This is a genomic window from Streptomyces sp. NPDC002640 (genome assembly GCF_053592575.1).
Map to the genome: position 1 here is coordinate 25,141 of NZ_JBSFVZ010000026.1, position 13,026 is coordinate 38,166.

Here is a 13,026-nt window from a genome sequence, read left to right on the forward strand (position 1 = left end):
CCGGCGAGGGACCGCTCCGCCGCTGACCGGCCAAGATTCGCCCGCAGGTGCCGAGACGGCGTCTGCCCCCGCTTCGGCGAGGCCAGACGCCGTGCTCGCGATCCATCCTGCACGTCGGCAGGTCGCCAGCGTTGCCGGCGCAGGCCCGAGCGGTCCCGTCGCAGTGAAAGCACCAGCCTCCTTCCGGAGTGCTGCGGGTGCTCATGGTGCCGGCGGCGTGGCGGAAGAGCCCGCTCAGGTCGGCGGCGTGTGCCTCGTCGATCGGTCGTTCCTGCCGTCTGCCGAGGGTGACCTCCAGGGCGACGCCGGGGCCGGTGAGGTGGGCGTGCATGCCATTGGTGACCAAGCTGAGGGTGTCGCGCACTTCCAGCGTCGTCTTCGCGCCGGACAACCGAACGCGGGCCGTGAAGACGGCGCCGGTTCGGCGGCGACCGGCAGGCGTTGAGCCGCACGTGTGGACATTCCCGCGGTTTCAAACCCGAGAAGCAGTCCAGCGGTACGAGGAGGTGCCAGCGGTTACGAGGTCGGCGCGGCCAGCCGGGCGCTGCAACGGCGGACGGGCCGGGAGGCCGGCACCCGACAGCTTGGCGCGAGCAGTGGCACTCGGCGTCCGGGACCAGGACCGGGCACCGACCGCACGGGTCTGGCAGCGATTGCAGGCGCTTCCGACGCATGGCGACGGTACGGGGCGGCACGTGGTCCAGCGGCACGACCCGGCACAGCACGCCGCCGACGGTGCGAACCCAGGCCAGGTCGGCAGCGGACGGGACAAACGATGACGAGGCCGCGAAGCGCCAGGGTGGGCGTCGGGGGTCGGTGAGGAAGCGCGGCGCGGGCGGATCCGCGCGGCAGCGCGGGGCCCGACAAAGCCGCAGGACGGCGCCACGGTCCGGCCAGCGGCGGCCTCGCTGGAAGGGGTGACGGCCGCCGGCATGGCTCGAGGCTCGGCACTCGGGGCGGCAGGCAGCAGGCAGCAGGCAGCAGGCAGCAGGCAGCAGGCAGCAGGCAGCAGGCAGCAGGCAGCAGGCAGCAGGCAGCAGAATAGTGCGACGCGCCGGAGGATCCGGCCTGGGGGCCTTTTGGGTCAGCGTGCCCGCGCTGCACAAGCTGGTCGGCTGACCCACGGTGGGGCCAGGTGCACCTGCGCCCGGCCCCCCGCCTCCCCTCCGGTGGGGCGCCGCGCCGCTCCGCCCAGTGGGGGTCATCCGAGATTGCTTCGCGTTCGGAGAGGACGGCGCCCTCGAGGGAACACACCAGGTCGTGGTCGCTTCAGGCGGGACCGAGGATCCCGTCCCGCTGCGGTTGCGCACGGTGACCTTCCAGCCGCCCAAACCGGAGGGCCGGTACACGACGATCGGTGCTCCGCTCACATCTCCGCAGTGCGCCGTGCAGTGAGCGGACTGGCATCCGGGAAGGCCAAGGAGTGCCACCAGAGTGGCGGCTGCGCCATGGCCAGCCGGAGGTGTGGGTCGTACAGGCCGCGGCTGCCCGGCTCCGGCAGCGCCGGTCGAGCGCTCCCTGACCCGGTGCGGGTGTCGGCCTGCAATCGCTGCCTCGGCGGCCGCCCGGAACATACCGCGCGTTGGCGGCCGACGACCATAGGCCGGGTGCGGAGGTGGTGGTCCGGCGTCCTTGGTCTGATCTTGCTCGTGGGACGGACCGTCTAGGTGGGTCGTCCACCACCGGAGGCTGCGACTTGGTCGTGGAGTAGTTGCAGGACGCGCCGCAGGTCGGGGCGCTTGCTGGTGCCCGCACGGCTGACGGTGAAAACGGACCGGGAGACGGGGTGGAGCAAGGGGTGGAGGCTCAAGGACTCGGTGGTGTCGGGCAGCGCCATGCGAGGGATGAGGGCGATGCCCGCTCCTGCGGCGACCAGGGCTGCCAGGACGGTGAAGTCGCTGCTGCGGATTCTGATGTCCGGGACGAAGCCGGCCGAGCCGCAGGCGCGCTGGATCATTTCGTAGCAGGAGGTATCCGGTCCCGGGGTGAGCCAGGGCAGGTGTGCCGCGCGGGCCAGGTCCACCGGCTGGCCGGGCTGCAGGCTCATCTCGCCCGCCTGGCTGGGAGACAGGGCGAGCAGCACCGGTTCCTCCAGGAGGAGCGCTTGCTCGTAGGTGGCGGGGAAGCTGCGGGGTAGCACGGTGTAGCTGTGGACCAGGGCGAGGTCGGTGGAACGCTTGTGCAGTTCGTCGAGGGCTTTGTCGGGTTCCTGTACGGACAGTCGCAGTGACAGTTCCGGGGTGGGGTCGGTGTCGGCCAGTTGTTGCCACAGGGGTGCGATGAGGGTGCGGGCGGCGGATGCGAAGGCGGTGATCCGCACGATGCCGCTCCGACCACTTTGCAGGGCTGCCAGGCCGGATTCGGCTGCCGCGAGTTCCGCGAGGATGATTTCGGCGTGGGCCACCAGCAGTTCGCCTGCGGCGGTCAGGCGCAGTGTGCGTCCTTGCTTCTCGACCACCGGTGCGCCGGCCTCCTTCTGCAGGGCGGCGAGGTGGTGGGAGACCGCTGGCGGGGTCAGGTTGAGGGCATCTGCTGTGGCCGCGACGGTCCCGTACGCGGCGAGGTGTTGGAGGATGCGCAGGCGGCGTACGTCGAGCACGGTCTATTCCTTGATGGGGACGGGGCCGGGGACGGGTTCCACGAGACGGCGCGGACCGCGGCGGGTGGTCTCGCCGTGCGCGGTCACGGGCTGACCGCTGAGCGGCCGCGGACGTCTCCCCGCTGTGGGCGGCGTTGCTGTGCCGGGTGCCGCCTGTTGATCAGGATCACTCCCGCGACGGTGACCGCTCCGCCCGCCAGCTCGACGAGGTGGGGCACCTCGCCCAGCCAGAGGAAGGAGATGACGAGGGCCACGGGCGCGACCAGGTACAGGGCAGCGGTGGAGGCGGCCAGCGGCAGTCGGGCGACGGCATGAGCCCAGACCACGAAGCCGAGTGCGGAGGGAAGCAGGCCCAGGTAGAGCACACAGGCCAAGGCATCGGTCGGCGCCTGCAGGGTTGCGTGCCAGGCGGCGGGTGCCAGTGGCAGGGCAAAGACCGCGCCGGCCACCATCGCGTAGGTGGCGACCTCCAGGCCGGTGTAGTGGCCCAGCAGCGGCTTGGTGGCGACGTGGTACACCCCTTGGACCACGGCGGCGGCCAGGACGACGAGAGCGGCAACGGAGAACCCGCCGGCGCCCTTGGCCATGCTGACGATCGCCGCGCCACCGATCGCGACGACGCTGCCGAGGACGATGTTCCGGCTTAGCCGTTCCTTGAGGAACAGGCTCCCCAACAGCACGCTGAAGGCCGGGACGACCGCGATCAACAGGCTCGCCGTACCGGCCGCCACGTTCACCTCGCCCCAGTTGAGCAGGAGTTGGTAGGCGGTGATACCGGTCGCCCCGCACAAGGCGATCATCGGCAGATCACGGGACTGGGGTACGCGGACCTTCGCGAAACGCGCCACCACCAGCAGGGCGGCGGCAGCGATCACGATCCGCAAGAACGACAGAGCCTGCACCCCCAGCCCGTCGACCCCCACCCGGATGGCGGGAAAGGCCGAGGCCCACAGAACCACGGTGCCCGTCAGGGCGAGGAAGCTGGATGAAACGAGGCGTGACTGCATGCGTCCAGCATCCCCGCCCGGAACGAAAAATTCCATTTAGCTTTTTTGGCGCAACCCGTAAGCAATGTTTGTTCGAAGTCCCGGGCTTGCTGGTGCCAGGACGCCGTCTACCGGCTGCCGTCCATGCCATGGCCCACCCACCTGCGGCTCACCGACACCCCATTGGAAGTCCGGCCGCCGCGGCTGACTGCGGTACCTGCGCAGCAGCCCAGCCCCGAACCCGCCCATCCCGAGATCCGTCGCGGCGAGCTGCGCGCCCTCTTGGAACAGCTCAGCCATACGCCTACCGATCAGCATCCGGTCGCAGCAACAGAGGGCGGGAGGCCTGCCTGACGGCCCCCGGTGTGGCGCGGCATCCGGGCGGGCAGGACCGTTGCGTGTGGGGAGGGGTGGATGCGGTGGACCGGGAGCTGGCCGCGCGTCTTGCGCCCGATGCGGCTCTGCAGGCGTGGGGGCGCTGGCGGAGCAGGGACCAGCACGGGGCCGGAGGAGGTGTGCCTCGCGCTACTGCATGATCGTGCGCGGTAGGTGGGATGGTGTGTCGATGCAGCTGTAGAGCTGCAAGGTGTAGCCGCGCCCGATAGTGATCATGGTGGGTTCGCGCAACGTCCTGTACGGCGCTCCGGCCGGCTCTTCCGCGTCCGGTCCCGCTTCCAGGGGGCGCCAGCTGACGGCGCCCCCGTGCCACTCGTTGCCGTCGACGGTGAGCAGCGCGTCCACCGGTCCGCCGCATTCGCCGCAGCACAGTTCGTCGGGGTCGGCCGGATCGCGGAAGGTGAAGGGGGCCGGCCATCCGCCCGCCTTCCAGCCGGGCGCGACGGACAGGTCGAAGTGGTAGCTCAACGAACGCTGCGCGCACCAGGTCTCGAGACGGTCGCTGAGATCCTCGTCGAGTTCCTGGTGAGGGGGGAATTCACGCACCGGTTCGGGGTGGAGCAGGCACGGCTCCGGCAGGTGGTTGTCGCATTCAACGTAGGCGGGTTCGGCAGGGGTGTGCAGGACTTCCTGGACCTGGGAGGCCGTGCGCCAGCGCAACTGCACGTTGGCTGAGCTTCCTTCGATGTCGAAGGACGGTGCCCACAGCACCTGCAGCAGGTCCCTGCCCTCCGGGAAGGGCAGTGTGGGCACGTCGCGGGCGTAGAGCTGGGCAAGCGGAATCAGCGGCTGCGGTCCGGCCGGCAGCAGTTGTGGATCGTGCCCGGCTGTCAGCCGTTCCATCACCGCCTCTTCCTGTGCGGTCAGCAGGCTCTCCCGCGGTCTTCGCGGTCGCGCCCATGCCTGGGTCAGCAGGGCCCGCCGTTCGCGCACCTCTGCCGGAGTCGGCAGAGGCCGGTAGTGCTGGAGCCATGGTTCACCCTCCGGCCAGGGCTCGTCGGCGGGCCACAGCAGCGGCCCGCCCACCGAGCTGTCGTGGACCGTCGGCGCTCCCGGGCGTGGGTGAAGCCGGGTGGCCACCTTGCTCATGCCTGCCAGCTCCGGAAACGCTTCGGCGATGTCCAGCGGCCGCGATGGTGTCGTACGTGTCATGTGCTCCTCTTCCGGCAACGGTGACGCATCCAAGCACAGGACGCCGACACTCTGGCCAGGGCCTGACCTGGAGCGCAGCCCTGCTGTTGCCAGGCGGGTATCTCGGGCGGGGTGTCGGCGGTCCGGAGGTGAAGAAACGTCCTCTTCGCCGCCCCCGAACTTCGGTCATGGAGAGGCGGCGGTCCGCCCGGGTGCGCTGGTTGTTGTGGGCGATCGCCCACTTCTTGTCGGCGCGGCCCGCGATGCGGTGCGTCTCGTCCATGATCGCCAGGTCGAACGGCGGCACGTCGAACCCGCTGTGCTGCGTCTCCTCGATCTTGGTCAGGGACTCGTGAGTGCAGATCACCGTCAGCGCCGGGATCTGGTCCTCCCCCTGGCCCACCACCGACATCAGCCCGCCCAGCGCGTGCGGGTCGCCGGTGGACATCACACGGGCGGCCACCAGGGTCGCGGCCTGCGGCGTCCAGGGAGGAGACGATCACCATGTGCTCGCGGTGTCCGTCGCGGCGCCAGGCCAGCGCGGTCTGGGCGGCCAGGTACAGGGTGGGCACCACGAACAGCACGAGCCGCGCGCCGAGTTCGTCCGCCGTCCGGATGGACACCAGCGTTTTGCCGGTGCCCGTCGCCGACACGAACAGGCCCCGCGTTCCAGCGCTGCGCAGCTGACGTGCGAGCCGCTGCATCGCCTCCACCTGGTCGGGAAACAGGCTCCGGCGCTCGGGGCGGCCGAGGCCCGGCAGTTCCGTCACGGTCATCGCAGCAGTTGTTCCCGAAGCGGCCACCCCTGGACGGTGATCCCGGGGGCGGCAGGGGCAGTGGGGATGTCCGAGCTGTTCGACGCGGTCGACGCGCTGGTCGCATCCCGCTCCGCCCCTGCCGCCGCCGGCCGAACGCAAACGGCTGCGCCAGGCCCACGCCCTGCCCCTGGACGAGGTCGGGGCCGCACTGGGTGTACGGCGGGCGACCATCGGCGGCTGGGAGTCGGGCGGGAGCGAACCGCGGCCGCCGGAACGGGAGGCGTACGCGCGCCTGCTGGAGCAGCTCGGCAAGCTCTACCCGCGTACCGACGGCGCCGGAGCACCCCGCGAAAGCGCCACTGCACCGCAGACGGCTCCCCGCCGAGAAGGAGCACGAGGAGGGCTGAGCCCTGAGGGGAAACCGGTGAAGCGCTTGTCCCAGACACGACATATGCTTCCCCCTGGCAGTCGCGCCCCGCGTGCCGTGCGCCCGTCTCGAGGGCGATGTCACGCGTGTTCTCGTGCGATCCTCGCGCCCGGCGATCACCGGGTTTCCTCTGGGGGTAACACCTGTGCGTGGACGCGGCATCTCCACCGCGACGGCTCTCGCCGTCCTCTTCAGCTCGGCAGCACTGACCGTTGCGGCGGCCGACACCGCCTCGGCCGCCGCAACGACCGTCACCACTTCCGGCGGTGGCCTGGTGGCCGACGCGGCACACCAGCGCGTTTTCGTGGGCGACCCCGTCAATGGCAGCGTCGCTGTCGCCGACTGGTCCGGCAACCTGGTCAAGCGCGTCTACGACATCCCCAGCGTCTGCGGTCTCGCGCTGTCGGACGACGGTGCCACGCTCTACGCCGCGGCCCCTGCGAGCCGGGAGGTCATTGCTCTCGACGCGGGCACGCTCGCGGTCAAGCACCGGTGGTCGATCTCCGCCGACGCGGGTCCTCAGGATGTCGCCTTCTCCGCGGGCAGGGTCTGGTTCACCTACATCCACCAGTCGAGCGGCAACCTGGGTTCGATCGACCCGGACTGGGCCCCGGCCCCGGCGGCTGATCCGACCCCGCAGCCCACCGAGCCGACCGTGATACCGACAGCGGAGGCGACCGCCGAGCCGACGCTTGAGCCTACCGCGGAGCCCACTGCTCCAGCGGGCCCGGCAACGCTCGCCGCGGCAGCCGCCGCGGCGGATGGCCCCGTCCGGCTCGAGCTGCTGCCCGGCGGCGGCTGGGACGGCGCGGCCATTGTCGACACCGTCCCGTCCTCCCCCGGCCTTCTGGCCGTGGGCGAGACCAACGTCGACTCGGGCTCCATGACGGTGCTGGACGTCTCGTCGGGCACTCCGGAGAAGATCGCCTACCATCAGGGCGACCACTCGCTGACCGGTTACATCACCGACCTCGACCTGGTCCCCGGCCACGCGCAGCTGCTCGTCGCCGGCCGGCAGCGGGACGCGTACGCGAACGGCGAGTTCTACGCGGCCGGCGAATACCCGGCCAGCGGGTGGCGGGCGGACGTCAACGCCCAGGGCACCGTCGCCAACTACACCTACGACTACCTCAACCTGTTCAGCACCATCTCGGTCTTCAGGCCGAACGGCACCATGCCGCTGCGCACCATCAACATGGACGGCGAGGCGGCCGACCTGGTGTGGGGCGACTCCTCCCGGCTCTTCGCCCTGGTCGGCTCGTACGGCTCCTACACCCTGACGACGTACACCGGTGCCAACCTCAACACACCGACACTGACCGTGAACGCCCCTGCCAAGGGCACCATCGGCACCAAGCTGACGGTCACCGGCAAGATCACGGCGACGGAGCCGCTGCCGACCGGCGTCAGGCTGACCGTGACCCGCACCGACGTGGCGAGCCCCAGCGGCAAGGCGCTGCCGAGCGTGACGGCCAAGGCGGACGGCACGTTCAGCTTCAGCGACACCCCGCCGACCGGCGACAACGTCGTCTACCGCGTCGCCTACGCGGGCGACGCCGCCCACACGGCGGTCTCCAAGACCGACACCGTCGTCGTGCCACGTGCCACGCCGACGCTGACGCTGAACAACAACGGCAAGGTGTACTCGTACGGCAAGGACGTCACGTTCACCGCCCACCTGGGCAAGACGTACTCCAACCGCACGGTCGAGATCTGGGCCAACCCGTACGGCTCCGACAAGCCGAACAAGCTGATCAAGACCGGCAAGGTCAACTCCAGTGGCAACATCTCCGCGGTCGTCGACATGAAGCGCGACACCACGGTCACCGCCGTGTTCAAAGGCGACACCAAGTACGCGCCGAAGACGGTGAAGTCGGTCGGCTACGCGAAGGTCAGCATCTCCAACAGCGTCTCCGGTCACTACAAGACCGGCTATGTCGGCTCGCACAACTACTACTGGTTCCGCAAGACCAAGGACGCGCTCGTCAGCACCACGATGAGCTACTACCCGCGCCGCGAGGTGTGGTACGAGTACCAGGTGTACAGCGACGGCGCCTGGCGCCGCACCGCCACGGGGTACTTCGAACTCAGCTCGACAGGCAAGGTCACCGTCAACACCGGTACGCCTGGCAAGGCCGGCACCAAGGCGCGCGTCCGGACGAGCTACATCAATGACCCGTCCGGCGACGACGTCAACACCACGACACACGGATCCTGGAAGTACCTGTACTTCACCAACTGATCTGTTCGAACGACCGCTGCGACGCCGTGCCCCAGTCCAGGGCGCGGCGTCGCGCCGTTGGGGGCACTGGCGCATCTCGCGGACCTTGAGGACAAGGAACGTCTCCCGGGGTCCGGCAGTCGCATAAGGGACTTTCGAACAAACGGCGTCACGCAGGCGGCTGATGTGACGACCGATGAGCGGTGCCGCCGAGGTGGAAGCGCAGCGGCGCGAGGTCGGCGTGCGGGCGCGCACCTATGCCGGGCCGAAGACGTAACGGGTGACAGCCGGGCAGGCGGCCGCCGCGTCGGCGGGCGGAGCACACACCGGTCCGGTGAGGTCCGGCCGGGGATCCGGCGGCCGGCCAGCAGGTCACGTGACGTTGTCGCTCAGTGCCTTGGCGAAGATCTCCTCGGAGTCCAGTGAGCGCAGCAGGGGTCCGAGGAGGCGGCGGGTCACGGCGCCGGCTGCCTGCTGCAGTTCGGCCAGGGTGACGGCGGTGGCTTCCTCGTAGGTGTCGTCGCTGTAGCGGTTGTCGGCGGGGAAGCCGGATGAGACGTGACGGCGGCGGCCGCGGAGCCGGGTCGCGCCGGCCGCGAGGATCCAGCCGCCGTGGTAGCCGACCTCGTCGGCGAGCAGGCGCAGCAACTGCAGGACATGGCGGGTGAGGAGGACGGCCGCGGTGTCGAAGATGACCTGCTCGTCCTCCCCGGGCGGGCTGTAGGGGGTGCGGACGGCGTCGGAGAGGCGGGTCATGAGCAGGCGCAGGCCCCCGTCCTCGAAGAGCTGGAGCTCGAGGACCTGCTCGGCATACGCGGCGCCGGGGACGTGGACGCGGCCGGCGTCGAGGCCAGCGGTGGTCAGGGCTACTCCCCTGGCACGCCGGTTGGCCAGGTGGAGGTTGTCGAGGTCCGGGGCGAAGCCGCGACCGCCGAGCGCCTGGCGCAGCTGGGTGTCGTCGTGGACGCGCTGGATCAGACCTCGCAGGCGGGCAGCCCAGTCGGGGGCACCGGTCAGCGGCAGGCACATGTCGCGGCGGCCTGCGGTGGGTTGGGCGATGAGGAAGAGGTGGGACTCGGTGCCGACGTCGCGCAGCGGGTCGGTGTCCATCTCCTTGCGCAGCAGGGCCAGGCCGTCGGTCTCGGTGGTCCGGCGGCGGGCGTGGAGGGCGACGACCTCGGCGTCGCTGAGCCGGTGCTTGGTCTTGTCGCCGCGCCCGTAGTACTGGTTGTCGACCATGTGGGGGGCTGCGGGGCTGGCCGGTACGTGGACGACGAGGTAGCCGGTGCCGTCACCGGCGGCCGCGTCGATCGTCTCGGTGATGACGTGCAGCGCCGGGTCCGGGATAGCGCGGGCGATCTGTTCGACCTTCTCCGGCAGGCCGTGCAAAGGCTGCGGAGCGAGTTCGAAGACGCGGTTGGTCTTGTCCTCCCGCACACCGAAGATCAGGGTGCCGCCGTGGACGGCGAACGAGGCCAGGTCGCGGGCCATCTCCTTGTTGGCGCCCTTCGTGGAGGGGCAGGCCTCCTTGAGGTCGAGGTGGTGGCCCTCCTCCAGCCAGCCGCCGTCGATGGCGGCCTGGAGGTCCGCCTCGGTCTTCGGCGCCCAGCGGGGGTTGTCGGAGGACAAGTACATCGACGTCACGGCGCGGCCCCGCTTCTCGTGGCTTTGGTCAGGAGAGGCGGCCAGGATACGGCCGCGCCCGCCAGGGGCCCGAAGGGCCGCCGGGGTTCGGACGGCGGCTCAACTGGCCGCGGCCCGCGGTGAAGAGGGGACACGGACCGGGTGCTACGGCACCGGGCAGAAGACCGCGGAGACCGGAAGGCACCCCAGGGCGAGGCGGCTTGCGGGCACAGCTGCGCGCACGCGCCTTCCGGGGTGCCGGCAGCCGTGTCCCAGGGTGCGGCCGCGGACGGCTGGAGGATCCGGGGGCGGCGCGCACCGGGCCGCAGCAGCTCGAGGGCGGCGCCGCTCCTCGCTCGTGCTGTCCGAGTAGCGGCGGCCTCGCGGTCAGCCGGCCCTGACGGTGAAAAGCTGGGCGCGCGTGGGCGGCTGAGTCCCTGGGGGTGTCGCGGAGCAGCTCGAACAGGGTGCGCGGGGCGTCCGGGGACCTCAGGCTGACGGACGGGGGCGGAGATGTCGTCGAGGAGGACGTCGACGAGAGCGGTCAGGGCGTGGCAGCCGTAGCCCTGGGCCCCAGCCGGTGCTCTGCGGTGCGAGCCACAGGGTGTCGTCATCGGTGCAGTCCAGCGCTGGTGTCCGGCAAGGGTGGAGGGCTGCGAGCGGGGAGCGTGCGGGGAGTGCGACGAGGAGTCGTAGGGGGCGGGAGGTGCACCTGGCGTGTCGCGAGGGCTGGCCGGTCCGGAAGCTCCGTCGAGGAGCGGGGGCCCTCGGGGTGTTGGCCGAAGGCCGGCCCGGGGCTTGTGTGTGTTGACGTCTTGAAGGCGGTGCGGCAGCAGTTGCCGGAAATACGTCAGAATTTGGACTGCAGGTTTTCATATCCGATCAGAGTTCATCAGACATGACCGGCGCGCTGGTCGGCGTTAAGCCTTAAATCGCCAAGACATCAATATGCGGACACCGGGGACCGGTGAAGCGTCGAAAGGATGTAGGTTCCGGGGTGGAACCCCGGCCGAGGTTGGTCGCCAGGAGGCCGGGGTTCCGCTGTCGATTTCTCGCGCCCATTTTCTGGGAGGCCAAGTGCGGCCCTGTTCGCAAGCCCCGTCCGAGGTGCAGAGCTCCTCGGTCAGACAGGGGAATCATACTGAGCACATGCCCGCCCCGCGAGGCCGCGTGCCTGGTCAGGCCAGGCGTGTTGCACCGTCTCCGGCAGCGCCGCCGGCCTTGGCCGCCCGCCTGCCGGCTCCGGTTTTCCGTGGTGCCGGACCGGTGGACGGCGGGGGCGCTTTCCGGACCCGCTCCGCGCCCCCGTGCGTCGAGTCGGCTGGTAATCGGCACGTGGCCGGAACTCCCCCTTACCCGGAGAAGCGTTTCCCGCGCCGGGGCACACCCCCCGCCGCACCTTTCGATCTGCACACCCCAAAGCCTGCGGCATATACCAGCGTCATACCCTGCATGACTTTCCGGAATTGCCGACACAGCAATTTCCGTGAGCGCCTCACCCTCCATGGAGCCCCAGATTGACTAGTCGCATAGCCGAAGATGACTATGCCTCTGCGCGGTGCCGGCGCTGCGGGACGCCGCTGCTTCCGCCCGCCGGAGCGGGACGGCCCCGCCAGTACTGCAGCGAGGCCTGCGGCCGCGCCGCGCGGCGGGAAACCGGCCGGACCCCGTACAACGAGATCGCGTGGCTGACGCAGAGCCTGGCCGCCGAGTACGCGCGCGCGGCCGAGGAACTCGCCGTCCGGGCGCGCGGCGGGCACGCGCTGGAAGCCCTGGGCATGCTCACCGACATCCACCTGCACACCGAGCCGCTGCTGCGGGACGCCCTCATCCAGCAGGCCCGGCGCTCCGGCGCCTCCGCGAAGGAGATGGCCGCGCAGATGAAGGTGAGCCCCACGGTCTTCGCCCGCCACCACACCGCGGCCGCGATCAGCCGCCGCCTGGCCGCGCCGAGGCCGCAGCCGCGGCGCGGCATCGACGGCGCCGCGCGGGAAGCACGCCGTCCCGATGTCCGGCCCGCTCCCCGGCCGGAGCCGCCCACGGATCCCGCGCTCCTGCTCGCGCAGGCGCTCGGCGAGCTGGTCGAGGCGGCCTCACTGCGAGGTGCCGAGGGCGGGGAGCCGCTCTCCCGCCAGGACCTCGCGGCCCGGGCGCGGGTGCACCCCTCCTACCTGTCGAAGGTGGTCGCGGGCAAGCGCCGCCCCTCCTGGGCGGCGACCCGCCGGATCACGGTGGCGTGCGGGGGCGACGTGCCCGCCATCCGGACCCTGTGGGAGGAGGCGGCCCGCTCGGAGAGCGTCCAGGAGGAAACGCCCGCCGGAGACCCGCCGAACCAGCCCTCCACCCTCCACGACCTCCTGCAGGGACTCCACCTCGCGGCCGGCCGGCCGACGGTGCGGCAGATCGCGTCGATGGGCGGCGGCGACGTCCAGGTCGTCAGCGACATCCGCGACAAGCGCCTCCTGCCGTGGGAGGCCGTCAGCCGGTTCGTCACCGCGCTCGGCGGCGACCCCGACACCGCATTCCCGCTGTGGACGCTCGCCTACGCCACCACCAAGACCCCGGCCGTGCCCGCGGCCGACACCAGCAAGGACAACAACCCCCGGTGACCTTCCACATCAGCCCCGTCGTCGGCGTCGTCTTCACGGTCAGCGTGCTGATCGGCCTGTGGGTGTTCCGCTCGACAGCGACCACCGACGCGGCGGGTGCCCGCCGCAACGGCGACCTGGCGGCCGCCATCACCGCCGCGGCTGCCGCCTTCGCCGTCCTGTGCGTCCTCCTGGCCGCCCCGGCACCCACCACACAGCAGCACCCCTCACCGGTGCCCTCACCGAACCCGGTGACCGCGCCAGCCGGGTGACCCCTCCGTCCGGCGCCGCTGGCTG

9 protein-coding genes and 1 pseudogene are annotated in these 13,026 nt (G+C 70.9%); 5 read left to right on the plus strand and 5 right to left on the minus strand.

The window, feature by feature from the left end:
• The first annotated feature begins 217 nt into the window (after positions 1-217).
• A complete protein-coding gene (locus ACWD3O_RS28020) occupies positions 218-445 on the plus strand; it encodes a hypothetical protein (protein ID WP_451414278.1) in 228 nt (75 codons plus the stop codon).
• Between the two features lie 1,218 nt (positions 446-1,663).
• Here ACWD3O_RS28020 and ACWD3O_RS28025 read toward each other — a convergent pair.
• From ACWD3O_RS28025 to ACWD3O_RS28040, 4 genes are all read right to left on the minus strand, one after another.
• On the minus strand, positions 1,664-2,599 hold the full coding sequence (locus ACWD3O_RS28025) for a LysR family transcriptional regulator (RefSeq protein ID WP_451414277.1): 936 nt from the start codon (positions 2,597-2,599) through the stop codon (positions 1,664-1,666).
• 83 nt (positions 2,600-2,682) lie between these two features.
• On the minus strand, positions 2,683-3,606 hold the full coding sequence (locus ACWD3O_RS28030) for a DMT family transporter (protein WP_451414276.1): 924 nt from the start codon (positions 3,604-3,606) through the stop codon (positions 2,683-2,685).
• Positions 3,607-4,110: 504 nt separating this feature from the next.
• On the minus strand, positions 4,111-5,133 hold the full coding sequence (locus tag ACWD3O_RS28035) for a hypothetical protein (RefSeq protein ID WP_451417802.1): 1,023 nt from the start codon (positions 5,131-5,133) through the stop codon (positions 4,111-4,113).
• A complete protein-coding gene (locus ACWD3O_RS28040) occupies positions 5,130-5,888 on the minus strand; it encodes a DEAD/DEAH box helicase family protein (RefSeq protein ID WP_451417803.1) in 759 nt (252 codons plus the stop codon). Before ACWD3O_RS28040 ends, ACWD3O_RS28035 begins: the two co-directional genes overlap by 4 nt.
• 66 nt (positions 5,889-5,954) lie before the next feature.
• Here ACWD3O_RS28040 and ACWD3O_RS28045 point away from each other — a divergent pair.
• Positions 5,955-6,195 (plus strand): annotated as a pseudogene (locus ACWD3O_RS28045) (helix-turn-helix domain-containing protein); the annotation flags it as partial.
• Positions 6,196-6,442: 247 nt separating this feature from the next.
• A complete protein-coding gene (locus ACWD3O_RS28050; protein ID WP_451417899.1) occupies positions 6,443-8,539 on the plus strand; it encodes an Ig-like domain repeat protein in 2,097 nt (698 codons plus the stop codon).
• Between the two features lie 351 nt (positions 8,540-8,890).
• On the opposite strand, the gene ACWD3O_RS28055 is transcribed toward ACWD3O_RS28050, so the two are convergent.
• The gene (locus ACWD3O_RS28055) at positions 8,891-10,153 is read right to left on the minus strand and encodes an AlbA family DNA-binding domain-containing protein (protein ID WP_451417894.1); all 1,263 of its coding nucleotides are present in this window, start codon (positions 10,151-10,153) and stop codon (positions 8,891-8,893) included.
• A 1,505-nt stretch (positions 10,154-11,658) separates the two neighbouring features.
• On the opposite strand from ACWD3O_RS28055, the gene ACWD3O_RS28060 reads away from it, so the two are divergent.
• Both ACWD3O_RS28060 and ACWD3O_RS28065 read left to right on the plus strand, forming a co-directional pair.
• A complete protein-coding gene (locus ACWD3O_RS28060) occupies positions 11,659-12,750 on the plus strand; it encodes a helix-turn-helix domain-containing protein (protein WP_451417804.1) in 1,092 nt (363 codons plus the stop codon).
• Positions 12,747-13,001, plus strand: a complete 255-nt coding sequence (locus ACWD3O_RS28065; protein ID WP_451417805.1) for a hypothetical protein — start codon at positions 12,747-12,749, stop codon at positions 12,999-13,001. Before ACWD3O_RS28060 ends, ACWD3O_RS28065 begins: the two co-directional genes overlap by 4 nt.
• Positions 13,002-13,026 lie beyond the last annotated feature (25 nt).

Coding starts and splice junctions, on each gene's coding strand:
- ACWD3O_RS28030 (WP_451414276.1), bottom strand. CDS start 3,606: ATGCAGTCACGCCTCGTTTCATCCAGCTTCCTCGCCCTGACGGGCACC.
- ACWD3O_RS28035 (WP_451417802.1), bottom strand. CDS start 5,133: ATGACACGTACGACACCATCGCGGCCGCTGGACATCGCCGAAGCGTTT.
- ACWD3O_RS28040 (WP_451417803.1), bottom strand. CDS start 5,888: ATGACCGTGACGGAACTGCCGGGCCTCGGCCGCCCCGAGCGCCGGAGC.
- ACWD3O_RS28055 (WP_451417894.1), bottom strand. CDS start 10,153: ATGTACTTGTCCTCCGACAACCCCCGCTGGGCGCCGAAGACCGAGGCG.